Source organism: Mesorhizobium sp. M1365 (genome assembly GCF_040317865.1).
GTDB lineage: Bacteria > Pseudomonadota > Alphaproteobacteria > Rhizobiales > Rhizobiaceae > Mesorhizobium.
This window is the reverse complement of the sequence record NZ_JAMYLG010000033.1, coordinates 1-25,419: the sequence shown is the minus strand read 5'-3', so window position 1 is coordinate 25,419 and position 25,419 is coordinate 1. Positions and strand designations below refer to the sequence as shown.

The window sequence follows — 25,419 nt, the reverse complement described above, 5'->3', positions numbered from 1 at the left end:
TGATGCGGTGCGGCGATCCGTATTTTTCCCAAATGCGCCTTAATGTCACGACATTGCGCGTTGCACATTGCCGCCGTTCTGGCTAGAGAATGTGCAGCAACCGAAGGTGCTTGGTTTTTGTGCATGCCTGATGTGACCAAATTGGCTTCGCCGCTGGATGTGGGTGGCGTGAGAATCCGCAATCGCGTATTTCTCGCGCCCATGTCGGGCATCACCGACGAACCGTTCCGGCAACGCGCCCATGCGCATGGCGCCGGGCTGGTCGTATCGGAAATGGTGGCGAGCGGCGAGCTTGCAAAGGGCAGGGCTGGTTCCGGCCTGCGCATCCGTCATTCCGGGCTGCCTGTCCACATGGTCCAGCTTGCCGGCCGTGAGGCGGCGCACATGGCCGAGGGCGCGCGAATCGCAGCCGGCGAAGGCGCCGACATCGTCGACATCAACATGGGCTGTCCGGCCAAAAAGGTGACGGGCGGCTATGCCGGTTCGGCACTGATGCGAGATCTCGACCACGCGCTGTCGCTGATCGAAGCGGTAGTCGGCGCGGTCGACGTGCCGGTCACGGTCAAAATGCGGCTCGGCTGGGACGAAGGCGCGCTCAACGCGCCGATGCTGGCGCGACGCGCCGAGCAGGCCGGGGTGATGATGGTGACGGTGCATGGCCGCACACGTTGCCAGTTCTATCAGGGCACGGCCGACTGGCGTGCCATCGCACGCGTCAAGCAGGCCGTCTCGATCCCTGTGGTTGCCAATGGCGATGTCGGCTCGCCGGCGGAGGCAGCGTCGATCCTCGAGCAGTCTGGCGCCGACGCGGTGATGGTCGGCCGCGCGCACTATGGCGCGCCTTGGACGGCCGGCAGCATTGTAGCGGCCGCGCTGGCCGAGCCGGTATCCGGCATGCCGGAAAGCCCGCAAGCGCTGTCCGACTACGTCATTGCCCATTACGAAGACATGCTGGCGCTTTATGGCGAGGAAAGCGGAGTGCGCCAGGCGCGCAAGCATCTCGGCTGGTATCTCGACCGCCACGCCGCCACAAGCGACGACCGGCGCAAGGCCATACTCACGTCTTTCGAGCCTGGGCGCGTCATTGCCTTGCTGCGCGACGTATTTTCGAGCGCTCCCGAAGCAGCGAACCTGCGGAGTGCGGCATGAACGCCACCGTCACACAGAGCACGGATATGGCGGACGCCGCGCATATTGTGCTCAACACCATTCGTCGGCCGGTGATCATGGTCGATCCGCAAGGCTTCATCACCTTCGCCAATGCCGATGCCGAGGATTTTTTCCGTTCGAGCGCCACGATGCTCGCCCGCAACACGCTGCACAAGCTCATTCCTTTCGGCAGCCCGCTGCTGACGCTTGTCGACCAGGTGCGCGAGCGCCGGGCGCCAGTCAACGAATACCGGGTGGACGTGTCGTCGCCGCGGCTCGGCATCGAGAAGGTGGTCGATCTCTACGTCGCGCCTGTGACGGAATTTCCAGGCTCCGTCGTGGTAATGTTCCAGGAACGCTCAATGGCCGACAAGATCGACCGGCAGATGACGCATCGCGGTGCGGCGCGCTCGGTCACCGGCCTTGCCGCGATGCTTGCCCATGAGATCAAGAACCCGCTGTCCGGCATTCGTGGTGCCGCGCAGCTGCTTGAACTGTCGGCGTCCGACGAGGATCGCGCACTGACCAGGCTGATCACCGACGAGACCGACCGCATTGTCTCGCTGGTCGACCGCATGGAGGTGTTTTCGGACGAGCGGCCGATCGACCGCTACCCCGTCAACATCCATGTCGTGCTCGACCATGTCAAGGCAATCGCCAAGAACGGTTTTGCCAAGAGGATCAAGATATTAGAGGATTATGATCCATCATTGCCTCCGGTTTTTGCCAATCGCGACCAGCTCATCCAGGTGTTTCTCAATCTGGTAAAAAATGCCGCCGAGGCGATCGGCAGCGATCCGCAGGGCGAGATCATGCTGTCGACCGCCTTCCGCCCGGGCATCCGTGTTTCCGTGCCCGGAACGCAGGACCGCGTGTCGCTGCCATTGGAATTCTGCGTGCGCGACAACGGTTCGGGTGTCTCCGAAGATATTCTGCCGATCCTGTTCGATCCCTTCATCACCACTAAGCCGAACGGCTCCGGTCTCGGTCTGGCGCTGGTCGCAAAGATCGTCGGCGAGCATGGCGGCATCATTGAATGCGAATCGACGCCGCGCGGGACCACCTTCCGCATCCTGATGCCGGCGTGGAAAGAAACCCAGTTTGGCACCGACGACGACGTTGAAGGAGACCGCAAATGACCGTTCGCGGCAATATTCTCGTCGCTGACGACGATGCGGCCATCCGCACAGTCCTCAACCAGGCGCTTTCGCGCGTCGGCCACGACGTGCGTGTCACCTCCAACGCTTCGACGCTGTGGCGCTGGGTGGCGGCGGGCGAGGGCGATCTGGTCATCACCGACGTTGTCATGCCCGACGAGAACGCCTTCGACATGCTACCGCGCATCAAGAAGGCGCGACCGGAACTGCCGGTCATCGTCATGAGTGCGCAGAACACGTTCATGACAGCAATTCGTGCCTCCGAAACCGGGGCCTACGAGTATTTGCCGAAACCGTTCGACCTGACCGAGCTGCTCAACATCGTCAACCGCGCTCTTTCCGAGCCGCGGCGGCCGAAGATCGATACGCGGGCCGACGAGCCGCCGGAAACGATGCCGCTGGTCGGCCGCTCGGCGGCCATGCAGGACATCTACCGCATGCTGGCGCGCATGATGCAGACCGACCTGACGGTGATGATCTCGGGCGAATCGGGTACCGGCAAGGAACTGGTGGCGCGCGCGCTGCATGAATACGGCCGTCGTCGTGGTGGCCCCTTCGTCGCCATCAACATGGCGGCGATCCCACGCGACCTGATCGAATCGGAACTATTCGGGCACGAGAAGGGCGCCTTTACCGGCGCACAGAACCGCTCCACCGGCCGTTTCGAGCAGGCCGAAGGCGGCACGCTCTTCCTCGACGAGATCGGCGACATGCCGATGGAAGCGCAGACGCGGCTGCTGCGTGTGCTGCAGCAGGGCGAATATACCACGGTCGGCGGCCGCACGCCGATCAAGACCGACGTGCGCATCGTGGCTGCCACCAACAAGGACCTGCGCACGCTGATCAATCAGGGGCTTTTCCGTGAGGACCTGTTCTACCGTTTGAACGTTGTGCCGCTCAGGCTGCCGGCGCTGCGCGAGCGCTCGGAGGACATTCCGGACCTCGTCCGCCACTTCTTCAAGCTCGGCGTCAGTGAAGGCTTGCAGACCAAGCGCATTTCCACCGGCGGCATCGAGCTGATGAAGCGCTACCCATGGCCCGGTAATGTGCGCGAACTCGAAAATCTCATCCGCAGGCTGGCCGCACTGTATTCGCAGGACGAGATCTCCGCGGAGATCATCGAGGCGGAGTTGAAGACCGGCGAAAGGCCTGTCGTTCCAGGTGGCGGCAACCTCATTCCCGACGACCTTTCCATCGGCCAGGCGGTGGAGCATTTCCTGCAACGCTATTTTGCCTCGTTTGCCGGCGACTTGCCCCCTGCCGGGCTCTATCAGCGAATCCTCTCCGAGGTCGAATATCCGCTGGTCCTCGCCTCAATGACCGCGACGCGCGGTAACCAGATCAAGGCTGCGGAATTGCTGGGGCTCAACCGCAACACACTGCGCAAGAAGATTCGCGAACTCGGCGTCAACGTCTACAAATCGTCCAGGCAGGTCTAGACGAATCCCTTTACGAGCGCTTTCCAGGGGATCGATTGCCGAAAGATTTCCGTCTCGGCCACACTTGTTGCATAATCGCCACAATGCGTTGCATACATCCGACGCAATCACTGGCTCTAGACGGCGACATGGCCCTGCACGCACCGACACTGAGCAAATCGCTTTTCAGCAATACGGGCGCGCGAGACGGTCGCCGGCTGCTTGCGCTGCCGGGCGTGATCGCCGTTGCCGGTGCGCTGGTGACGGCGGCGATCTCATTCGCCATTCTGGTCGGCGCGACGCCGATCACGCCCGACGCGAGGACGACGCTGGCGCTGATTGCGCTTAATGCGGCGTTCGTCCTGTTTCTGATCTTGCTGGTCGGCCGCGAGGTGCATCGCATCCTGATGGCACGACGGCATGGCAAGGCTGCGTCGCGCCTGCATGTGCGCATAGTGGCGATGTTTGCGCTAGTCGCCGCCATCCCCGCGATCATGGTGGCGATCATCGCGTCGATCACGCTCGACATCGGCCTCGACCGCTGGTTCGAGATCCGCACCAAGACGATCGTCAATTCGTCATTGTCGATCGCTGACGCCTATGTGCAGGAAAACGCCCGAAATCTTCAGGGCACGACGTTGTCGATGGCTTACGACCTCGACGCTTCGCGCACGCTCTACGGTCTCGATCGCACCGGGTTCCTCGATCTCATGAACAAGGAGGCGGTGGGACGCTCGCTGGCGCACGCAGCACTCATCAAGCCCGATGGTTCCTTCGTTATGAGCGCCAAGACCGACGCGGACTTTGCCATGCCGGAGCCGCCTGAGGGCGCCGTGGCAAGCGCTGCCGACGGCAAGCCGGTGCTGATAGAGCCGCGCACCCGCAACATCATGGGTGCGATCGTCAAGCTGCGCGAGATCGACGGGCTCTATCTCTACACCATCCGCCTCGTCGATCCCGAGGTGATCAAGGCACGGCAGATCGTCAAATCCAACACCGCCGAATATCGCGGTCTCGAAGACAATCGCCGCACCTCGCAAGTGGCTTTCGCGCTTCCCTATCTGTCGCTGACGCTGATCATCATCCTGTCTGCCATCTGGACCGGCATTGCGGTGGCCGACCGCCTAGTGCGGCCGATTCGTCAGCTCATCGGCGCGGCCGATGAGGTCGCCACCGGCAATCTCGACGTAGCCGTGCCTGTCCGCCCCTCCGACGGTGACGTCGCCTCGCTCGGCGACACCTTCAACAAGATGCTGATGGAGCTGAAATCGCAGCGCAACGAGATCCTGTCGGCCAAGGATTTGATCGACGAGCGGCGGCGCTTTTCGGAGGCGGTGCTTGCCGGCGTCACCGCCGGGGTCATCGGCGTCGATCCATATGGCATCGTCACCATCGTCAACCGTTCGGCGGAAACGATGCTGGCCATATCCGCCACGGCAGCGCTTGGGCAGAACCTTTCGGCCGTGCTGCCGCATGTCGGCCGCGTCTTCGAGATCGGCCGCAAGTCGGGCAAGCCGGTCTATCGCGAACAGGTCACCTTCTATCGTGCCGGCACTGAACGGACCTTCAACGTACAGATCACGATCGAAGCCGGCGACGACGGTTCGGAGGATAAATCCTACGTCGTTACAGTCGATGACATTACCGATCTGGTCCAGGCACAGCGTTCCTCCGCATGGGCCGACGTGGCGCGACGCATCGCCCACGAGATCAAGAATCCACTGACGCCGATCCAGCTTTCGGCCGAGCGTATCAAGCGGCGTTACGGCAAAGTCATCACCGAGGACCGTGAGGTTTTCGATCAATGCACCGACACCATCATCCGGCAAGTGGAGGACATCGGCCGCATGGTCGACGAGTTCTCGGCGTTCGCCCGCATGCCGAAACCGGAAATGAAGGCCATCGATCTGCGCGATTCGTTGCGCGAAGCCTCGTTCCTGGTCGAAGTGAGCCGGGCCGACATCACCTTCGAGCGCGTCTTCGGCAATGAGCCGCTCAAAGGCACGTTCGACAGCCGGCTGATGGCGCAGGCTTTCGGCAACGTCATCAAGAATGCTGCCGAAGCCATCGACGGACTTGATGCAGAGGATCGTCCGCACGGCATAATCCGGATTCAAGCCGGGCGTCAGAATGGCGCGATTCGAATCGACGTCATCGACAACGGCAGGGGCTTGCCGCGCGAAAACCGGCAGCGCTTGCTCGAGCCTTATATGACGACACGCGAGAAAGGCACCGGGCTTGGCCTCGCTATCGTCAAGAAGATCGTGGAGGACCATGGCGGGCGACTCGAATTGCACGATGCACCAGCGGACTTCCACGATGGGCGGGGCGCAATGATCAGCATCATCCTGCCGGTTGCCGCCACCGTTCCGATGCGCGGCGAGGGCAAGACGGAACACGAAAAAGAAACTGAAAAGGTCGGTAATGGCGTCTGATATTCTCATCGTCGATGACGAGGAAGACATCCGCGAACTCGTCGCCGGTATCCTGAGCGACGAAGGTCACGAAACACGCACGGCGTTTGACGCCGACAGCGCGCTGGCGGCAGTTGCCGACCGGGCACCCAGGCTGATCTTCCTCGACATTTGGCTGCAGGGCTCGCGGCTCGATGGCCTGGCTTTGCTGGACGAGATCAAGACGATGCACCCGAACCTGCCGGTCGTGATGATCTCGGGCCACGGCAATATCGAAACGGCGGTCTCGGCCATCCGCCGCGGCGCCTATGATTTTATCGAAAAGCCGTTCAAGGCCGACAGGCTGATCCTTATTGCCGAACGGGCGCTTGAAACGTCCAAATTGAGACGCGAGGTTTCGGATCTCAAGCTGCGCAGCGGCGAGACTTTCGACCTTATCGGCATGTCGTCGGCAATGAGCCAATTGCGCCAGACCATCGAGCGCGTCGCGCCGACCAACAGCCGCGTCATGATCATTGGCCCCTCCGGCTCGGGCAAAGAACTGGCGGCGCGCGCCATCCACGCGCTCTCAGCGCGCAAGAGTGCACCGTTTGTGACGCTGAGCGCCGCCAACATCACCCCAGAGCGTATGGAGATCGAGCTGTTCGGCACCGAATCGAACGGCGTCGAACGCAAGGTCGGTGCGCTGGAGGAGGCCCATCGCGGCATTCTCTACATCGATGAAGTGGCCGACATGCCGCGCGAGACGCAAAACAAGATCCTACGCGTGCTGGTCGAACAGCAGTTCGAGCGGGTAGGGGGCACCAAGCGGGTCAAGGTTGACGTGCGCATCGTCTCGTCGACCTCGCAGAACCTGGAAGCCATGATCGCCGACGGCCGTTTCCGTGAGGACCTTTATCATCGCCTGGCCGTGGTTCCGGTCATGGTGCCGGGACTGGCCGAGCGTCGCGAGGACATTCCTTATCTGGTCGACAATTTCATGAAGCAGATCGCTCGCCAGGCCGGCATCAAGCCGCGCCGCATCGGCGACGACGCGCTGGCTGTGCTGCAGGCGCACAACTGGCCGGGCAACGTTCGCCAGTTGCGCAACAATGTCGAGCGGTTGATGATCCTGGCGCGCGGCGACGATGTCGATGCGCCGATCACCGCCGACCTCTTGCCTGCCGAGATCGGCGACGTCATGCCTCGCACTCCAAACAAGTCCGATCAGCACATAATGGCGCTGCCGCTGCGGGAAGCGCGCGAACAATTCGAAAAGGATTATCTGATCGCCCAGATCAACCGTTTTGGCGGCAACATCTCGAAGACGGCAGAGTTTATCGGCATGGAACGCTCTGCATTGCACCGCAAGCTGAAGTCGCTGGGCGTCTGACAGCCAAACCAGTCGTGGCCCACGCAATTATCGGTTACGGCGGTCTTGGAATCGCATAAGAAGGCTGGACTTCTCTCAGGGATTAGCCATGCCGCGCATTGCGTATGTGAACGGGCGCTACGTCGCTCACGCCGAAGCTTCCGTGCATATCGAGGACCGTGGTTATCAATTCGCCGACGGCGTCTACGAGGTCTGCGAGGTGGCACGAGGCTTCATCGTCGACATGCCGCGCCATCTCGCCCGATTGAACCGCTCGCTCACCGAACTCTCGATCGATTGGCCGGTCACGCGCAGCGTGCTGCCGCTCGTCATGCGCGAGGTGGTGCGCCGCAACCGTGTCGTTGACGGCCTGGTCTATGTCCAGGTGACACGCGGTGTCGCCAGCCGCGAGTTTTTCTTCCCGCCAGCGGGCACGAAGCCGTCGCTGGTGGTGACCGCCAGAAAAGCCGATCCTGCAGCTGCCGCGAAGCGGGCCGAGAGCGGGATCCGGATCATCACGGTGCCGGAGAACCGGTGGGATCGGGTCGATATCAAGTCGGTCGGCCTGTTGCCGAACGTGCTGGCCAAGCAGAAAGCCAAGGAAGCCGGCGCTCAGGAGGCCTGGTTCGTCGATGTCGACGGCACCATCAAGGAAGGTGGATCGTCGAACGCCTGGATCATCACCGGGGATGGCGTGCTGGTGACGCGGCCGGCCGAGCACGGCATCCTGCGCGGCATCACCCGTACGACGCTGTTCGACGTGGCCGCCAAGCTCGGCCTGAAGATCGAGGAGCGCGGTTTTTCGGTGGCCGAAGCCAAGGCCGCGCGCGAGGTTTTCATCAGCTCCGCGACCACGATTGCCATGCCGGTGGTGGCGATCGATGGCGCTCCCGTCGCCAACGGCCACCCGGGCTCGATAACAGTTTCATTACGGCAGGCCTTTTTTGACGTTGCGGAAAAAAGTCCAGCCTGATAACCGCACAGATGGAATGAACATCAATATATCTCGTTCTGCTTGTCGTTACTGACGGCAAGATGGTGTTTGCGTGCTTGACATGTGCCGGCTAATTTGGCGCATTGGCCTGCAAACCGAAGGGGATCGGCGAAAGACAAGAACAATGGCGGAACGATCGCAAAATCTTCAGGACCTGTTCCTGAATTCAGTTCGCAAGAGCAAAAATCCACTCACCATCTTTCTCATCAACGGCGTGAAGCTGACCGGCGTGGTCACTTCGTTCGACAATTTCTGCGTTCTGCTGCGTCGCGACGGCCATTCCCAGCTTGTCTACAAGCACGCTATTTCCACGATCATGCCGAGCCAGCCGGTTCAGATGTTCGATGGTGAGGAAAGCCAGGGCGCCTGATTGGCACGTGAGAAAGACGCGGACCGCCGCGTTCGCGGAAAACCAGCACATCAGACCGGGACAGAGGCCAACGGCCCGACCCGGGCGGTGGTAATCGTGCCGGTGCTTACCCGGCAGCCGCGTGGCGACGACGACACCAACCGCCCCCGCCTGACCCGTTCCGCCGAGGCTCGTCGCGACGAGGCCGTCGGCCTCGCCAGCGCCATCGACCTCGACCTGGTCCACACGGCGGTGGTGACCGTCAACGATCCACGCCCGGCGACCTTGCTCGGCAGCGGCAAGGTGGCGGAGTTCGCTGAGATCGTCAAAGAGGGCCACGCGGAAGTGGTCATTGTCGATCATCCGCTGACCCCGGTACAGCAGCGCAACCTCGAAAAAGAGTTGAACGCCAAGGTGCTCGACCGCACCGGGCTGATCCTGGAGATTTTCGGCGAGCGCGCCCGCACCAAGGAAGGCACGCTGCAGGTCGATCTTGCCCATCTCAACTACCAGAAAGGCCGCCTTGTGCGGAGCTGGACCCACCTCGAGCGCCAGCGTGGCGGCGCCGGCTTTCTCGGCGGCCCTGGCGAGACCCAGATCGAGTCGGATCGGCGTGTGCTGCAGGACAAGATCACCAAGCTGAAGCACGAGCTCGAAACTGTGCGCCGCACCCGCGACCTGCACCGCGCCAAGCGCAAGAAGGTGCCATTTCCGGTGGTGGCGATCGTCGGCTACACCAATGCCGGCAAGTCGACTCTGTTCAACCGGCTGACTGGAGCAGGGGTGCTGGCCGAAGACATGCTGTTTGCCACGCTCGACCCGACGCTGCGCCGCGTGCGTCTGCCGCACGGCACGCCGATCATCCTTTCCGATACGGTCGGCTTCATTTCCGACCTGCCAACGCATCTGGTCGCGGCCTTCAGGGCGACGCTGGAGGAAGTGGTCGAGGCAGACCTCGTCATTCATCTGCGCGACATCTCCGATCCCGATACGGCCGCGCAGGCCGAAGATGTCGAGCGCATCCTTGCCGATCTCGGCGTCGATGCCCGCGATAGCAAGCGCGTCATCGAAGTATGGAACAAGATCGACCGGCTCGACGAGGGCAACCGGGCGCGGCTGCTTGCCGACGGTGCTGCCGGCAAGAAGGCACCGCCGATCGCCATATCGGCGGTGACCGGCGAGGGCATCGATGCGCTGAAGGCGATCATCGAGACGATGATGTCGGGCGAACTGGAGACGTTCACCGTCACACTCAAGCCTGACCAACTCGGCGTCGTCGACTGGCTTTACCGCAACGGCGACATCGTCTCGCGTGATGACAATGAGGATGGCAGCGTGACCATCGCGCTCAAGGCCACGCACAGCGCCCGGCAGGAGATCGAAAGCCGATTGCGCCGTCAAAACAATGGGTAGGGGCGTTTACTTCGCGCTTTTTGCCTGCTGCCAGAGCGCTTCCATCTCGTCCAGCGTTGCCTCTTCAAGGCTGTTTCCCGACGCTTGCAGCGTCCGCTCGACATAGTGGAAGCGCGACCGAAATTTTTCGTTGGTGCCGCTGAGTGCCGCTTCGGAATCAATTTTGAGGTGCCGGCCGAGATTGACGACCGCAAACAGCATGTCGCCGAACTCATCCTTGATCGGCGCGCTGTCGCCTTTGGCCAGCGCTTCGCGCAATTCGCCAATCTCCTCCTCGATCTTATCGAGGATCGGTGCCGCCTCGCTCCAGTCGAAGCCGACGCGGGCGGCCTTTTCCTGCAGCTTGAGCGCCCGGGTCAGCGCGGGCAGGGCGACCGGCACGCTGTCGAGAAAGCCCTTGCCATGGTCTTCCGGGTCGAGCCCACGGGCGAGGCGCGCACTGCGCTTCTCCGCCTTTTCCTCTGCCTTGATCTTTTCCCACATGCCCTTGGCCATGCTGGCGCTGCGCGCCTTGTCGTCGCCGAAGACATGGGGGTGGCGGCGGATCATTTTTGTGGTGATGGCCAGGACCACATCGCCGAATGAAAATTCGCCGGCCTCCTCGGCCATTTGCGCGTGGTAGACCACTTGCAGCAGGAGATCGCCGAGTTCATCCCGCAGATCGTCCAGATCGCCACGCGCAATGGCGTCCGCCACTTCGTAGGCTTCCTCGATCGTGTACGGCGCGATTGTCGAAAAGTCCTGCTCGATATCCCACGGGCAGCCGGTTTCCGGCGCCCGCAGCGCTGCCATGATCTCGATCAGTCGGGAAATGTCTTTCGAGGGTTTCATCTGGGAAACGCTATCCTGTACACGGCTGTGCGGCCAACGGCTTCAGCCGGTGAGGGCGCCTTGTCCACAGACGGGCCGCCAGACCATGATACGAAAGTGGAAGCCGGTTTCCGGAAGATCCTAGTTAGCAAAAGCATCAGTCGAGCACGGAGACTATCGCCTTGGCGAGCGCATCCATGCCGTCCTCGGGCAGGCCGGCAACGTTGATGCGGCTGTCGCCGACCATATAGATGGCATGCTCGGCGCGCAGCCGCTCGACTTGCGCTTCCGACAGGCCAAGCCGGGAAAACATGCCGCGATGGCTGGCGACGAAATCGAAACGGTCGGAGTTGGACTGCCGCCGCAGCGCCTCGGCGAACTGGACGCGCAGCCGCAGCATGCGCAGCCGCATCTCTTCAAGCTCTGCCTCCCAGTCGGAACGCAATGCGGGGTCTTCAAGCACGATGCGCACCGCCGCCGCGCCGTGGTCCGGCGGCATCGAATACATTGCGCGCGCCGCCGACAGCATCTGGCCCATCGCCAAATCCGCCTGCGCGCCACCTTTCGCCATGATCAGCGCTGCACCGACTCGGTCGCGATAGACGGCAAAGTTCTTCGAGCAGCTGGAGGCAACGACCATTTCCGGAACTTTTGCCGCCAGAAGGCGCAAGCCGGCGGCATCCGCATCAAGTCCCTCGCCAAAGCCCTGATAGGCGATGTCGACAAAGGGCAGCAGGCCGCGCTCAACGACAAGATCGGCAATGGCAGCCCATTGCGAGATGTCTAGATTGGCGCCTGTCGGGTTATGGCAGCAGCCATGCAACAATACGACGTCGCCAGGATTCGCGGTTCTCAATGCATTCAGCATGTCGTCGAAGCGAACCGCACCAGAAGCAGCGTCGAAATAGGGATATTCGCGTATCTGCAGGCCAGCGGCGCGCATCACCGGCATGTGGTTCGGCCATGTCGGATCCGACAGCCAGACCATCGCGTCGGTGCGGGTCCTTTTCAGCAGCTCTGCCACCAGCCGCAGCGCGCCGGAGCCGCCTGGCGCCTGCGCCGCACGAATGCGCGTCATGTCGGCGGCTGGGCCGAACACCAACTTGGCCATCGCCGCGTTGAAGGCGGTATCGCCGGCAAGGCCGAGATAGGTCTTGGTATCCTGGCCCTGCAACAGCCGCTTTTCGGCTTCGCGCACCGCGCGCATCACCGGCGTCTTGCCGTCGCGATCCTTATAGACGCCGACCCCAAGATCGACCTTGTCGGGACGCGGGTCGGCGCGATAGAGGCCGATCAAGGCCAGGATCTTGTCGGCAGGCGCGGGCTGGAGATTTTCGAACATCGATAAGGTTCCGTTGGCGGCGGAGTGATACGCAAACCGGCCGTGCTTTGCCAGCAGTTTCATATGCGCCAACTCGGCGCCGGTTTGCCTCGAAGGCGGCCGATACTATCTGGCGGGCGAGAGCGGGCCCGATATCTCCCAGGACGAGAACGCGGCGAGCCGTAAGAAAATTTCGGGGAGAGCGGGATTAACATCCCGACCTGCTCCGTAAACAGGACATGAAACGGCCGATGCCACGCTTCGATATTCTGGGACAGCTCGGTTCGCTGCGCCGCTATGCACGCTCGCTGACGCGCGACAGCGCCGATGCAGAGGATCTGGTGCATGATGCGCTGGTGCGTGCCTATGAGCGACGCGGCAGCTTCCGCTCCGGCGGAAATCTTCGCGTATGGCTGCTGTCGATCGTCCATAATGCATTCATCGACGGTCTGCGGTCCCGCAAATCCGAAGCAATGCGCATCGAACAGGCCGGCTATCTCGCCGAGGCGAATGTCCCGGCGCCGCAGGAACATTCGGTCCGTCTGGCGCAGGTGCGCGAAGCGTTTTTCGAATTGCCGGAGGAGCAGCGTTCGGCGTTGCATCTCGTCGCCATCGAGGGGCTTAGCTACAGCCAGGCCGCTGAGGTGAGTGGCGTGCCGCTTGGCACGCTGATGTCGCGCATCGGCAGGGCGCGTGCGGCCCTGCGCGAGATGGAGGACGCGGTGCCGGCACGCGCGAAAGGCCATCTGAAGATCGTCGGAGGTGGATCATGAACCAACTGCGCGATCCCGTCACCGACACTGATCTCGACGCCTATGTCGACGATCAGCTGGACGTGACTCGTCGCATCGAGGTCGAGGCGTTCCTTTCGGCCCGCCCGGACGCGGCCGCGCGGGTGATGTCCGACTTACGGATGCGTGACGAATTGCGCGTGGCGCTTGCCGGATCGAAAGGCATGGCGCGGCCCGCGACGGCCGATGCTGCACGGCGGCTGGAGCGGGGATTGGCGCGCGGCCGCGTCCTTGGTGCTTTGCAGCGAGCTGCGGCAGTTGCTGTCTTCGTCGCTGCCGGCTGGCTTGCGAACGGGCTCATCGGACCGATATCGGTGACGGAAGTCGTCGCTTCGACCCATCCGCCGGCCTATGTGGAGGATGCGGTCCGGGCGCACCGCACGACGCTCGTGCGCGAGGCGATGTCGTCGCAACCCGAAGCACCCGGCTACAATGCCGACGAAATCCGCGCCGCGACGGCGATCGTGATGCCATCGCTGCCACCGGACTGGACGGTCCGTGACGTGCAGATCTATCCATCGCAATTCGGACCGAGCGTCGAGATGGCTGTCGAGACGAAAGAGATGGGGCTGGTCTCGTTGTTCGCGATCAGGCCCGGAACATTCGACGTCGTCAAGCCGACCGTCGTTCCCTCGGGCGAAGTTTCCTCGGCTTATTTCCAGATCGGCGAGGTCGCCTACGCGGTCGTCGGACGCAGCGATGTCGGCGGTCTCGATCGCACGGCCGAAGCCCTCGCCAAAACGCTTTACTGATCGACCTGCAAGAAGGAGAACCACATGAACAATCTCGGATATATCGGGGCCGGAGCCCGAGCCGGAGCCGTCTACGATGAAGGCCTGCGCCGGCACATGCTGCGCGTCTATAACTATATGGGCCTTGGCCTCGTCGTTACGGGCGTGATCGCGTTCGTGGTGGCTTCCACGCCCGCTCTTTACGTGCCGATCTTCTCCACACCGCTGAAATGGGTGGTGATGCTGGCCCCGCTGGCCTTTGTGCTCTTGTTCTCGTTTCGGATGCAGGCGATGTCGGCAGCCGGCGCCCAGGCGATGTTCTGGGCATTCTGCGCGGTCATGGGCCTGTCGCTGGCTTCCGTGTTCCTGGTCTTTACCGGCACCAGCATCGCACGCACCTTCTTCATCGCCGCCACCATGTTCGGCGCGACCAGCCTTTACGGGTACACGACCAAACGCGACCTGACGCAGTTTTCGTCGTTCCTGATCATGGGCCTGATAGGCGTGGTGATCGCCAGCATCGTCAATATCTTCCTGGGCTCGACCGCGCTCCAATTCGCGATCTCTGTGATCGGCATCGCCGTCTTCATCGGCCTCACCGCCTGGGATACCCAGACGATCAAAGAGCAGTATGCGGAAAACTTCGGCGCGGAATCACAGCAGAAACTCGCTGTCTTCGGTGCATTCTCGCTCTATCTGAACTTCATCAACATCTTCCAACTGCTGTTGAACTTCACCGGCGAGCGCGAATAGCCGGCGTTGAACCAAGACCGGAGTTGGACATCATGGACAGAAACGATCAGCAAGCGATCGGACAGCTCTTCGAGAAGTTGGCAAGCGCCGAGCGCCAGGCGCCCCGGCGCGATGCCGAAGCAGAGCGCTTCATCCAGGACCAGATCACCCAGCAGCCTGGGGCGCCATATTACATGGCCCAGACGATCGTGGTGCAGGAGCAGGCCCTGAACGCAGCTCAGGCGCGCATAGAAGAACTGGAGGAGCAGGCGCGGCAGCCGGCCGGCGGTGGACCGCTCAGCGGCTTCTTCGGCCGCAGCGGCGGCAGGCGCTCAGGCTCGGTGCCGCGGGTAGGGCGCACCGCCTCCGTTGCAACTGAAGGGCCGCAGGACACGCCACAGCGGGCAGGCGGCGGTTTTCTTGCCGGCGCCGCGCAGACCGCGATGGGCGTGGCGGGCGGCGTGCTGCTCGGCAACGCGATCGCCGGCGTGTTTGGCGGCAGCGAAGCGAAGGCAGCTGAACAGCCGACGCCGCAGCCGGACGAAGCCGATCAGGCAGGCGATGCCAGCTCCGACAATGGCGGTGACTTCGGTGATATGGAGTTCTGATGAGCGACCCAGACTGTGCCTGTACCGGCGCTGGGGACGATTGCGGGTAAGCATAGGCGAGATGGCGAGGGCAACATCCGGGAAGCGAGCCCTCGCCGGCGGCTAATAACCCAGGCGCTTCAGTTCAGCCTTGACCGCTGCGATCGTCTTGAAGCGGAAGTGCTTCGTTGTGCCGTCGCGCCAATGGCAGTCGCATGTGGCGTCGAACTTCCGGCTCGCTTTCAATTGAGTCAGCGCCTTCTGGCCTGGCTTGGGGCCATCGAAGATGCGAACTTCGTAGAGCGTCCCTTCGACATCGTAGTGCATCTGAGCCCAGGAAAGTATCACGATCAGTTCCTTTGCCGGGTCGTGGTCGGCGTTGGCGAGGCCGAGCGCGATGTCCGGTGTGTCGCCCTCTTGTTCACCGAGCGTGACCTGGATTGCGCGATATCTGTTGTCAGCTAGCCGTTGCAGCGCGACGAGCGGGCGTTCCGGATAGTCCTCGGCGGTCTGGTAATCGACGAAGAGTGTCTGGAGGCCGTTCCAGCTCACGGCTGTGGTGTGCGGATCAGCATTGTCGGCGAACCCAACAACACGTTTGGCGAAAGCCAGGTCGTTCTCGCCTGGCGTACGACTGACATCCTGAGCTCGCGCATCGGTGAGCGCGCAGGCGAGGGTGAGGGCAAGACCTGCAAGCAGCGGAAGCGTCTTCATGATTCGCAATCCTAGCATGCCCGTTGCCCCACAGCGCTGTTGCGAACGTCTACGAGTGACCGGCCTGATCTCGCCGCCATCGGATGCTATAGGCGTAGTCGCATAAGATAGATTATGGAACTGGCATGGCCGATTGGATGTGACGTGAAGCTAGCACCTCGCGAGATCCAACTCGGGAACCCAGGCCATAAAATCTTGGTCTTTCACGCTGATTCGTAAGGGATTTCGATCGTCATGCCGTCATAAGCAGGCTCGACGTTGGCCGGCGTCTCGGCCATTACCGTAGCGTAGTCGAGTGGCACATGCATATGCGTCAGCACCGCGTTCTTCGGCGCCAGCCTTTCGATCCAGCCAAGCGCCTGGCCAAGCGACAGATGGCTCGGATGGACGGTGTATTGCAGCGCGTCGATGACCAGCATGTCCAGCCCGCGCAAACGCTTGGCGGTCGCCTCCGGAAAGTCGCTGACGTCAGGGCAATAGGCCAGCCCACCGATGCGGAAACCCAGCGAGGTGATGTCGCCATGGAGCTGCAGCAGCGGTTCGAGGGTGAGGGCGCCGCCCTCGCCTGCGATCACCACCGGCCTGTGGTGGTCGATGATATGGGCGTTGACGATCGGCGGATACGAACTGCCTTTCGGTGTTTCGAAACAGTAGCGGAACGCCTCGCGTAGGCGCAGCATGGTAGCCTGATCCGCATGGATGTCGATCCGGTGGCGCTGCTCGAGCACGAAGCCGCGCAAATCGTCGATGCCGTGGATATGGTCGGCATGCGGATGTGTATAGACCACCGCATCGATGCGCTTGACCGATGCCAGCAGCATCTGCTCGCGGAAATCCGGGCCGGTGTCGATGACGACCGTGGTCCGGGCGCCACTCGCCGCGATCCGCTCGACGAGCGCTGCGGTGCGCGTGCGCCGGTTCCGGGGGTTCGCGGGATCGCAATTGCCCCAGTCGCCGGTGATGCGTGGCGTGCCCGGCGATGAGCCGCAGCCGAGGACGGTAAGACGTAGCCGGTCGCTCATGCGTCAGGCGCCCGGCGCGCTCGGGCGCGGCATTTTCCTGAACAGCCGGAAGAAATTATCCGTGGTGATATTAGCGATCTCGGCCTCGCTGAAGCCGATCGTCTCCGCCAGCACCTTGGCTGCATACGCGACATAGGCGGGCTCATTACGCTTGCCGCGAAACGGGATCGGCGCAAGGTATGGCGCGTCGGTTTCGACCAGCAGACGGTCGCGCGGCACATCGGCGGCGACGGCGCGCAGCTCGGCGGAGTTCTTGAAGGTCAGGATACCGGAAAACGAGACGTAGCCGCCGAGCGCCACGCCGATCTCGGCCAGCCGACGCCCCGACGAAAAACAGTGCAGGATGAAGGGGAAGGCGCCCTTCCCCGTTTCTTCTTCGAGGATATCAGCCATGTCGTCGTCGGCGTCGCGCGAATGGATGACCAGCGGCAGACCGGTCACGCGCGCCGCGGCGATATGGGTGCGAAAGCCCTGCGCCTGTGCGTCGCGCGGCGCATGATCGTAGAAATAGTCGAGCCCGGCCTCGCCGATCGCCACCACTTTGCGATGAGCAGAGAGCCGCACCAGATCATCGACAGTGACGTCAAGCTCTTCGGCCGCATTATGCGGATGGGTGCCGACCGAGCAATAGACATCATCGAAAGTCTCTGCAATCTCAAGCACTTGGTTAAATCGCTTCACCCTCGTCGAGATCGTCACCATTCGGCCGATGCCGGCCGCTAGGGCGCGGGCGACGATGGCCGCCCGCTCTTCGGCGAAATCCGGAAAGTCGAGATGGCAGTGACTGTCGACCAGCATCAGGCGTTCGCGTCCTGCTTTTCGTAACGCGGAAAGACCGCCTCCGGCGCGGGCAATGCCGTGCCAGGCACCAGCGCATAGTCGGCGTGGACATGCGCAAAGTCACGGTTGTCTGCCGGCACCGCCAGCAGGTCGAGCAGCTTAGCAGCCGACCCCGGAACAAAGGGCTGGCAGAGCAGCGTCACGCGCCGGACGACTTCGATCGTCGTCCACAGAACTGTCTTCATACGCTCTGGATCGCTTTTGCTTAGCGCCCAGGGTTGCTGAGAGGCGAAATAGCGGTCAGCTTCGGCCACCACTCCGAAGATCGCCGCCAGCGCCAAATGGATGCCCTGATCCGCCATCGCCTTTCGCGCGACGGCGAGTGCCCCCACCGCTTGGTCGAGGATGGCGCTGTCGGCTTCGGTCAGTTCGCCGCGCTTTGGCACCGCGCCGCTGCAGTTCTTGGCGACCATCTTCAGCGAGCGCTGCGCCAGATTGCCGAGGCCATTGGCAAGGTCGGCATTGGTGCGGTTGACGATCGCATCATGGCTGTAGCTGCCGTCCTGGCCGAACGGCACTTCGCGCATGAAGAAATAGCGCACTTGGTCGAGGCCGTAGTGCTCGATCATCGCGAACGGGTCGACGACATTGCCGACCGACTTCGACATCTTCTCGCCACGGTTGAACAGAAAACCATGCGCAAACACGCGCTTCGGCAATTCGATGCCGGCCGACATCAGGAATGCCGGCCAGTAGACCGCGTGGAAGCGGATGATATCCTTGCCGATGACGTGGACGTTCGCCGGCCAGAAAGACCATCTCTCATTGGTCGGATCCGGATAACCGGCGGCGGTGATGTAATTGGTTAGGGCATCGACCCAGACATACATCACATGCTTCTCATCGCCGGGCACCGGCACGCCCCATTTGAATGTGGTGCGCGAGATCGACAGATCCTTCAGGCCGGATTTGACAAAGCTGATGATTTCATTGCGCCGCTCCGCCGGTCCGACGAACTCGGGGCTGTTCTCATAGAGCGCGAGCAGTCTGTCCTGATAGGCGGAAAGGCGGAAGAAATAGCTCTCTTCCTCGGTCCATTCGACAGGCGAGCCGAGCGGTTCGCGGCGCACGCCGTCGTCACCGACCTTGGTTTCGGCCTCGTCGAAATAGGCTTCCTGCCGCACCGAATACCAGCCACTGTAGCGGTCGAGGTAGATGTCGCCATTCTCAGCCATGCGCGTCCAGATCGCCTGGCAGGCCTTGTAATGACGCTCTTCGGTGGTGCGGATGAAAACGTCGTTCGAGCAACCGGTCGCTTCGAGCATCGAGCGGAAGATCGCCGAGTTGCGATCGGCAAGCGCTTTCGGCGTCAGGCCTTCGGCGTCCGCCGTCTGCTGCATCTTCAAACCGTGCTCGTCGGTTCCCGAGACGAAGAAGACGTCCTTGCCATCGAGCCGCTGGAAGCGGGCCAGCGTGTCGCTGGCGATGACATTGTAGGCATGGCCGATATGCGGCTTGCCGTTCGGATAGAAAATCGGCGTCGTGACGTAGTATTTTTCGCGTGCCATGGATGAGCCGTCATGAATGTCTGAATGAAAGATGTCGCGGTGAGATATCGCATCGAAACGGCAATTGCCATCCGACGCCAATGTGGTGGCTTCGAAGTTCCTGCGATTGATTGGGAATCAATACTCAGGGGCTTCAAAAGCCACGCCAGCGGCCGTCACATTCGCATTGCAGAATTCAGGCGGTCGATCATGGTCAGGGCGTGCTGCTTTTTGTCGAGGTTGTAGGTCTCGGTTTCAGATATAGCGTTCAAAGCCGCGTGCCAAGTATCCGACAGCGTTTTGGCTCGCGCGAGATCGCCGGCGAGCGCGGCCTGGCTGGCGCCGGCCGACAGCAGATCAAGCGCACGGCGATTGAATATCTCGAACGGGATCGCCTGGTCGCGGCCGGCGACCGCCTCGGCAAGACGGTAGGCCGCCGCGACATCTAACTTCTTGGACATCACCAGAGCGTCGAGGGTGGCGGCGATTTCGAGCCCGCCATACTGCGTCAACAGGATCGCATTGCGCGCGCTGCCCCCTGACCGCTCCGCCAGCGCCGCGCGCGCCGCAGGATTCTCCGGTGGCGGCGGCTCGATGCCCTCCAGAACCGTCATCAAGCTCTCGGCATCGAGCGGCGCCAACCGCACCATCTGGCAGCGCGACCTGATCGTCGGCAGCAGACTGCCCGGCGCATGGACGATGAGGATGAACAAGGTGCGCGCGGGTGGCTCTTCAAGATTCTTCAGCAAGGCATTGGCAGCATTGGTGTTCATGTCGTCGGCGGGATCGACGATAACCACCCGGTAGCTGCCGTCGTGCGAGGTCAGCGACAGAAAACGGCTGACCTTGCGGATTTCGTCGACCGTGACCACTGTCTTGAAGCTCTTGGTCTTGTCGTTCACCGGGCGTGTAAGATGCAGCACCGAAGGATGCGCGCCGGCGGCGATCTGTCGAAACAGCGACGAAGCCGGATCTGGAACGGCAAGGCTTTCCGGCGCCTGCTCGAAGGCCGGGTGCTTCAACAGATGATGCGCCAGGTGAAAGGCCAGCGTCGCCTTGCCGATGCCAACCGGTCCGGCAAAGATCAGTGCGTGCGGCAGCTTTCCCGAGCGGTAAGCGGTGGCGAGCATGTTGGCCGCCTGCAGGTGACCGACAAGACGCGGCGTCTCGGATGGCTCGGGCACCCCGTCCAGCGTGTCGTGCTGTTCGGGCGCGATGCGTTCGAAAATCATGCTGGCGCCGCCTGCTTTCTTTGCGCCGGCATCATCCTCTCGAGAGCCGCGAAGACCGCGGCGGTAACGACATCCTCCACCGCATCTAGGTCGGCTGAGGCATCGACGACAACGCAGCGTTCGGGTTCAGCTGAGGCGATCGCGAGAAACGCCTCGCGCCGGCGTTGGTGGATGGCCAATGTTTCTTTCTCGAAGCGGTCCGGTCCGTCACTGCTGCCCCGCCGGGCGGTAGCGCGCCTCAGGCCCTCGGCGGGGTCGATGTCGAAGATCAGTGTCATGTCCGGCACCATGCCGTTGATGGCGACCTTCTCCAATGCGTCCATGAATGCCGGGTCGAGGCCGCCGGTGACGCCCTGGTAGACGCGCGAGGAATCCATGAAACGATCGCAAAGTACGACCGAACCGCGCTCGACTGCCGGCCGGATGACCTGTTCGACATGGTCGGAACGCGCAGCGGCGAAAAGCAGAGCTTCCATCTTGGGGCCGAACGGCTCGGCTGCGCCTGAAAGCAGGACATGCCTGACCGCCTCCGCGCCCGGCGAGCCACCCGGCTCACGTGTCACCAGCACATCGTATTTCTTGGCGCGCATCTTCTTTGCCAGCCGCTCGATCTGCGTCGACTTGCCTGCTCCTTCGCCGCCTTCAAAAGTGATGAAAAATCCGCGCGCCAAAGCCTTTGTCCATACTTCGGGGACCGTATAGTCCCGGCGGGAAAAAAGGTCCACCGCGACGGTGCTAACGCAGCCAGCCGACGGCCAGTTCCTTGGCGGCGTCGAGCGCGCGCTGCGGCAGCGAACCGACACCGATCGACTCGGCGGCAAACAGCGGCGTCTCCTGGCTCAGCGTATCGCCGATCCAGACGCGCAGCGTACCCACCGGCTGCCCCTCCTCCACCGGCGCTGCCACCGGTCCGTCATAGACGATCCTGGCGGTGAGCTTGTCTCGGTTGGTGATCGGCAGGAAGATCTGCACCGGTCCTTTTGCCTTTAACGCGACACCGGACTTGGCACCGCCAAAGACCTGGGCTTCGCCAACCACTTCGTCCTTGGCGAATACTTCAGTCTTCTCGAAGGAGCGAACGCCCCAGTCGAGCAGCTTTCGCGCTTCCTCAGCCCGCTCACGGTCGTTAGCCAGGCCGCTCATCGCCGCGATCACCCTTGTGCCGTTGTGGCTGACCGAGCCGACAATGCCGAACCCGGATTGCTCGCTGGCACCGACCGCGAGCCCGTCGGCGCCTATGTCCATGGCCAGTAGCGGATTGCGGTTCCTCTGGGAAATCTTGTTCCAGGTAAAATCCTTCTGGCCGTAATAGCGGTAGAGATCCGGGTAGTTGCGCCAGATATGCAGCGCCAGAAGCGCGAGTTCGCGAACGCTCGTTTGCTGCCCATCGGCCGGCAGACCGGTGGAATTGACGAAAGTCGATTTCTGCAAGCCGATCTGGCGGGCACGCCCGGTCATCTGCGCCGCGAAGTTTGCTTCGGACCCGGCCATCCCTTCAGCGATGACGATACAGCCGTCATTGGCCGCCTGCACGGTCACGCCCTGGATCAGGTCTTCCAGCCGGATCGTCGACTTGAGCTTGGCGAACATGGTCGATGTCCCCGAAGGAGCGCCGCCTTTGCGCCAGGCGTTCTCGCTCACCACGAAGGTGTCATCGAGCGTCATGCGCCCTGATTTGATGGCGTCGAAAGCCACTTCCATCGTCATCAGCTTGGCCAGCGAGGCCGGCGGGATCAACCTGTCGGCGTCCTTGGAAAACAGCACGGTTCCGGTTTCGGCATCGATCATGAAGGCCTGGGCGGCCTTGGTCTCGAAAAGCTGAGCTGAGGCCTGCGCAAGCGAGAGCAGCAGCAGGCCGAGCGCCACAAGCCCGGTGAAAGGGTGAAAAGATTTCATCAGGTTCGACCAGTGAGCCGGCGCTTTTGCAAGTTGGCAGAAGCTATCAGGCTTTTGCCTGGCGGATCAATCGCGCGCGAAAAAACCAGGCAGCCCCAAGCTCAGTTGCGTACAGCAAGCGCATCCGGCGCACCATGCGACCACGCTGCCTGCAGCATCTCGTCCAGGCTGCCACGACCGTCGGCAAAGAGGTTGACCGAGTACCAGTCCTTGCCTTCAAGTTCCGAGCGCTGGATTTCGGTCTTGCCGAAGCTGGAAAGCTGGGCCGCCACACGCTCCGCTTCGGCGGCATTCTCGAATGAACCCGCCGCGACATAGGCGGTGGGCGACCCGGCCGGAGGGGCTTGCCGCTTCCACGGGTGAAGAAGCTCGGCGGACGACATGCCGGTGCGATCCAGCCCGGCAAACGCGTTAGAGGCGCGCTGCACGCGCTCGTCGGCGTAAGACAGCGACGCCATGGTGAACGGCGATTGCGCCGGCAGGTTGATCTCCGGACGCTCCGGCACGATCGGGCCGAAATCGGGCAGTACAATGTCTCCCGAAGCAGATGCTTGCACCGCCATGACAGGCCGTGCATCGGATCCCTGCCCGGAATTCGTCAGCTGACCGGGGAACGGCACGGCAGCAGCGCTCACCGGCAGGGTTGGCGACGGCCCATTCATCGCGACCATGACGCCGCTGGGCAGACCGTCCGACGGATCCGGCGCCCTGTTGCCTGGACGATACGAAGCCACCAGATACTGCCCGTCATTGCCTTCGAGCGGCGCACGGCCGACATATTCAACCTTCACCTCGGCCGTACCGACATTGGCATAATCGAGCATTTCAGCAGCGCGCTTCGACACATCGATGATGCGTCCATCATGATAGGGCCCGCGGTCGTTGACGCGCACGATCACCGAGCTGCCGGTCTTCATGTTGGTGACCCGCGCATAGCTCGGCAGCGGCATGGTCGGATGCGCCGCCGTCAGATCTGCCATGTCGTAGACTTCGCCGTTGGCCGTCAACCGGCCGTGGAAGGCCTCACCGTACCAGGATGCGAGGCCAACCTTGGCGTAACGTTTGTCTTCCTTCGGATAATACCACTTGCCGCGCACCTGATAGGGCTTGCCGAGCTGGTCGCGTCCGCGAGACGTCTTGAACATGACGCGCGGGCTGGCTTTCACGCCGTATTCGGCTTCGGAAAAATATTCCTTGGAGCGAGGTTTCTTGTTGACCATCGCCCTTTGCTGCGGCCCGGCACATGCTGCAAGAAAGGCTGCCGACAAGGCAAACAGCGCGAAAGCGGAAGCGCGACGAAGACGCGGGCGCGCCGTGGTCTGCATATTTTGATTGTCCCCTATAGCATCGACGAAGGCACCGCAGCATGAACGTCAGCGATGCCAAAGCACCCACTCCAGAAACGCCGGCGACGCCCTACCCCAATCCTTTTTGTGCGCAGGAATTGTTTATCACCGTATTAACCGATTGTGGTCGGAACCGGGCGAGATTGTGGCATGGACCGCTTCGCTGATCGGCATGAAAATCATCGCTTATCGATCAGAAACGCTCGTTGGTGGCGCACTTTGCCCCTGGCTTGGCGTATCTGCGAGCGCAGATTCAGGGACCGAAGATCACAAGTTCGGTGAACGTCAGATCTCCAGGTGCGGGTGGTCTGGGACCTTTGAAGTATTTCAGCCCCTTGTTGGGGCGGTACCATCCCACCAAGCCTGGAATCCGCTCCTTGGCGTCGACAAAGCAAACCAGGATTCCGCTTCGCAAGAGAAAGCGCCCCATCGCGCCGGCGCAGCGGCTCAAATCCGCAAGCGAGCGGCAATAGATGACTTGGTGGCATCGGATAACACCGTGCAACATTCGGCGCGGCATCAACACCAGGGGGAACGCTGCTCCGTCGCAAATGCAGATCAACGACAGGCAGCCCAGCGCGGCGTGTTCCGACAGTATGTATCTCTCACTCTCGGGCAGCATCGCCAATTCCGGGAGATCGGGACGCACTTCGACCACGCGACATGACCGCTGCGCCGAACTTAAAGCCGGCAAGAAGGTAAATTGTCCGCTGGAGAAGAGCCGAAAGCCGAGCGCCCGGTTGGCTTTCAATGTCGCTTGTGCAGGCGAAATGTTCGTGTAGGTCACGTCCTTCCGCTTGAGAACCGCCGCAACCAACATGGCGCCATAGGGACGGAAATCTGCATCGACTGACCAGCTTGAAAGATTGCAGCGAATTTCCTCGCTCTCCGACCCGTGATAGCGAGCATAAAGGGTGAGCACGACGCCGACGATCCGACCGGCATGCTCCAAAGCAAAGCCATATTGTGGGAACTCGGCAACCACAGGCCGCTGCGACAAGCGGGTCAGAGCGTGTATCCAGTAACTCCGATTACGCGCCGGAAAGCCCCTGCACAGGCAATCAACCACTCCCTCCCAGTCGGTTTCGCGGACTGGTCTACAGCGAAGACCGGGCGGGAGAGCGCCAAGTACGGCCAAAATCAACTCCAGAATATGATTTACTTACATGTGCCTAATGCGCTCCACATATCAGCGCTCAACGATTAATAGTCCGTGCGGGTTTTAAAAACGATTTTCCACACTCAGCACAAACACAGCTCGCCATGACGCTGCTCACCGCCCTGGATCGCGCCGAAAGGTGCGGCCGCCACGGTTGACTTGGCGCTGAATGCGGCTTTACAGGAATGGAGCGCGAACCGGTCGGGGAACGTCCTGGTGCCTATCCGGTACCGACAGCTCGAACCCGCTCCTCTCGCGATATCCTAAGTGATTGAAAAATCACCTTGGAGGGATGGCCGAGCGGTTTAAGGCACCGGTCTTGAAAACCGGCGTGGGTGCAAGCCCACCGTGGGTTCGAATCCCACTCCCTCCGCCATATCCGTCCATGTCCAACCCGGAGACATGGGTAACAGATTGTACTTAAGACATGGGTGACAACCTCGTGCCGAACGGGTTGTCGATGGTCTGCAAGGTCCTCTGTTCCAAGTCGATATACCCGAGATCGT

The 25,419-nt window shown here is 62.0% G+C and carries 23 protein-coding genes and 1 tRNA gene; 13 read left to right on the top strand and 11 right to left on the bottom strand.

Annotated elements, in window-relative coordinates; genetic code table 11:
- The first annotated feature begins 123 nt into the window (after positions 1 to 123).
- The 8 genes from dusB to hflX all read left to right on the top strand — a co-directional run bounded on the left by dusB (position 124) and on the right by hflX (position 10,245).
- Positions 124 to 1,149 carry a tRNA dihydrouridine synthase DusB gene (dusB, locus tag NKH04_RS25470; protein ID WP_352973662.1) on the top strand — a complete coding sequence of 342 codons (1,026 nt, stop codon included), beginning with the start codon at positions 124 to 126 and terminating at the stop codon, positions 1,147 to 1,149.
- Positions 1,146 to 2,288: a two-component system sensor histidine kinase NtrB gene (locus NKH04_RS25465; RefSeq protein ID WP_352747246.1), complete on the top strand. Its 1,143-nt coding sequence runs from the start codon at positions 1,146 to 1,148 to the stop codon at positions 2,286 to 2,288. The genes dusB and NKH04_RS25465 overlap by 4 nt, the downstream gene beginning before the upstream one ends.
- The gene (gene ntrC / locus NKH04_RS25460; RefSeq protein WP_254817199.1) at positions 2,285 to 3,745 is read left to right on the top strand and encodes a nitrogen regulation protein NR(I); all 1,461 of its coding nucleotides are present in this window, start codon (positions 2,285 to 2,287) and stop codon (positions 3,743 to 3,745) included. Before NKH04_RS25465 ends, ntrC begins: the two co-directional genes overlap by 4 nt.
- Before the next feature lie 128 nt (positions 3,746 to 3,873).
- A complete protein-coding gene (locus NKH04_RS25455) occupies positions 3,874 to 6,159 on the top strand; it encodes a sensor histidine kinase NtrY-like (protein WP_352928681.1) in 2,286 nt (761 codons plus the stop codon).
- Positions 6,149 to 7,510, top strand: coding sequence for a nitrogen assimilation response regulator NtrX (gene ntrX / locus NKH04_RS25450; RefSeq protein ID WP_352471845.1), 1,362 nt, complete (start codon positions 6,149 to 6,151; stop codon positions 7,508 to 7,510). Before NKH04_RS25455 ends, ntrX begins: the two co-directional genes overlap by 11 nt.
- 88 nt (positions 7,511 to 7,598) lie before the next feature.
- Positions 7,599 to 8,462, top strand: coding sequence for a D-amino-acid transaminase (locus NKH04_RS25445; protein ID WP_352973661.1), 864 nt, complete (start codon positions 7,599 to 7,601; stop codon positions 8,460 to 8,462).
- Positions 8,463 to 8,607: 145 nt separating this feature from the next.
- On the top strand, positions 8,608 to 8,853 hold the full coding sequence (gene hfq / locus NKH04_RS25440; RefSeq protein ID WP_006202172.1) for an RNA chaperone Hfq: 246 nt from the start codon (positions 8,608 to 8,610) through the stop codon (positions 8,851 to 8,853).
- Positions 8,854 to 10,245, top strand: a complete 1,392-nt coding sequence (gene hflX / locus NKH04_RS25435) for a GTPase HflX (protein WP_352973660.1) — start codon at positions 8,854 to 8,856, stop codon at positions 10,243 to 10,245. It abuts the gene before it with no gap.
- A 6-nt stretch (positions 10,246 to 10,251) separates the two neighbouring features.
- Here hflX and mazG read toward each other — a convergent pair whose 3' ends face one another.
- Positions 10,252 to 11,076: a nucleoside triphosphate pyrophosphohydrolase gene (gene mazG / locus NKH04_RS25430; RefSeq protein WP_352973659.1), complete on the bottom strand. Its 825-nt coding sequence runs from the start codon at positions 11,074 to 11,076 to the stop codon at positions 10,252 to 10,254.
- A 136-nt stretch (positions 11,077 to 11,212) separates the two neighbouring features.
- Positions 11,213 to 12,397, bottom strand: a complete 1,185-nt coding sequence (locus tag NKH04_RS25425; protein ID WP_352973658.1) for an amino acid aminotransferase — start codon at positions 12,395 to 12,397, stop codon at positions 11,213 to 11,215.
- A gap of 218 nt (positions 12,398 to 12,615) precedes the next feature.
- On the opposite strand from NKH04_RS25425, the gene NKH04_RS25420 reads away from it, so the two are divergent.
- Genes NKH04_RS25420 through NKH04_RS25405 form a run of 4 tightly spaced genes read left to right on the top strand, consistent with a single transcriptional unit; the run spans position 12,616 to position 15,238 of the window.
- Positions 12,616 to 13,149: a sigma-70 family RNA polymerase sigma factor gene (locus tag NKH04_RS25420; RefSeq protein ID WP_502896504.1), complete on the top strand. Its 534-nt coding sequence runs from the start codon at positions 12,616 to 12,618 to the stop codon at positions 13,147 to 13,149.
- Positions 13,146 to 13,919 carry an anti-sigma factor family protein gene (locus tag NKH04_RS25415; protein WP_353045164.1) on the top strand — a complete coding sequence of 258 codons (774 nt, stop codon included), beginning with the start codon at positions 13,146 to 13,148 and terminating at the stop codon, positions 13,917 to 13,919. The genes NKH04_RS25420 and NKH04_RS25415 overlap by 4 nt, the downstream gene beginning before the upstream one ends.
- A gap of 24 nt (positions 13,920 to 13,943) precedes the next feature.
- Positions 13,944 to 14,651 (top strand): Bax inhibitor-1/YccA family protein, encoded by a 708-nt coding sequence (locus NKH04_RS25410; protein ID WP_352448927.1) that lies wholly within the window; start codon positions 13,944 to 13,946, stop codon positions 14,649 to 14,651.
- Positions 14,652 to 14,683: 32 nt separating this feature from the next.
- Positions 14,684 to 15,238, top strand: a complete 555-nt coding sequence (locus NKH04_RS25405) for a DUF2076 domain-containing protein (protein WP_352766624.1) — start codon at positions 14,684 to 14,686, stop codon at positions 15,236 to 15,238.
- Between the two features lie 102 nt (positions 15,239 to 15,340).
- Here NKH04_RS25405 and NKH04_RS25400 read toward each other — a convergent pair whose 3' ends face one another.
- The 9 genes from NKH04_RS25400 to NKH04_RS25360 form a co-directional block, all read right to left on the bottom strand.
- The gene (locus NKH04_RS25400) at positions 15,341 to 15,931 is read right to left on the bottom strand and encodes a hypothetical protein (RefSeq protein ID WP_352778284.1); all 591 of its coding nucleotides are present in this window, start codon (positions 15,929 to 15,931) and stop codon (positions 15,341 to 15,343) included.
- 203 nt (positions 15,932 to 16,134) lie between these two features.
- Positions 16,135 to 16,953 (bottom strand): MBL fold metallo-hydrolase, encoded by an 819-nt coding sequence (locus NKH04_RS25395; RefSeq protein WP_023675062.1) that lies wholly within the window; start codon positions 16,951 to 16,953, stop codon positions 16,135 to 16,137.
- 3 nt (positions 16,954 to 16,956) lie between these two features.
- Positions 16,957 to 17,751, bottom strand: a complete 795-nt coding sequence (locus NKH04_RS25390) for a TatD family hydrolase (RefSeq protein WP_352919756.1) — start codon at positions 17,749 to 17,751, stop codon at positions 16,957 to 16,959.
- A complete protein-coding gene (metG, locus tag NKH04_RS25385) occupies positions 17,751 to 19,334 on the bottom strand; it encodes a methionine--tRNA ligase (RefSeq protein WP_352772954.1) in 1,584 nt (527 codons plus the stop codon). Before metG ends, NKH04_RS25390 begins: the two co-directional genes overlap by 1 nt.
- Positions 19,335 to 19,456: 122 nt before the next feature.
- Positions 19,457 to 20,512, bottom strand: coding sequence for a DNA polymerase III subunit delta' (locus NKH04_RS25380; RefSeq protein WP_353045163.1), 1,056 nt, complete (start codon positions 20,510 to 20,512; stop codon positions 19,457 to 19,459).
- A complete protein-coding gene (tmk, locus tag NKH04_RS25375) occupies positions 20,509 to 21,183 on the bottom strand; it encodes a dTMP kinase (RefSeq protein ID WP_352542016.1) in 675 nt (224 codons plus the stop codon). The genes NKH04_RS25380 and tmk overlap by 4 nt, the downstream gene beginning before the upstream one ends.
- 64 nt (positions 21,184 to 21,247) lie before the next feature.
- Positions 21,248 to 22,408, bottom strand: a complete 1,161-nt coding sequence (locus tag NKH04_RS25370) for a D-alanyl-D-alanine carboxypeptidase family protein (protein WP_352471861.1) — start codon at positions 22,406 to 22,408, stop codon at positions 21,248 to 21,250.
- A 101-nt stretch (positions 22,409 to 22,509) separates the two neighbouring features.
- Positions 22,510 to 23,733, bottom strand: a complete 1,224-nt coding sequence (locus NKH04_RS25365) for a septal ring lytic transglycosylase RlpA family protein (protein ID WP_353045162.1) — start codon at positions 23,731 to 23,733, stop codon at positions 22,510 to 22,512.
- Positions 23,734 to 24,007: 274 nt separating this feature from the next.
- Positions 24,008 to 24,739 (bottom strand): hypothetical protein, encoded by a 732-nt coding sequence (locus NKH04_RS25360; RefSeq protein ID WP_353045161.1) that lies wholly within the window; start codon positions 24,737 to 24,739, stop codon positions 24,008 to 24,010.
- Positions 24,740 to 25,199: 460 nt separating this feature from the next.
- On the opposite strand from NKH04_RS25360, the gene NKH04_RS25355 reads away from it, so the two are divergent.
- Positions 25,200 to 25,289: transfer RNA gene (locus tag NKH04_RS25355), tRNA-Ser, on the top strand.
- Positions 25,290 to 25,419 lie beyond the last annotated feature (130 nt).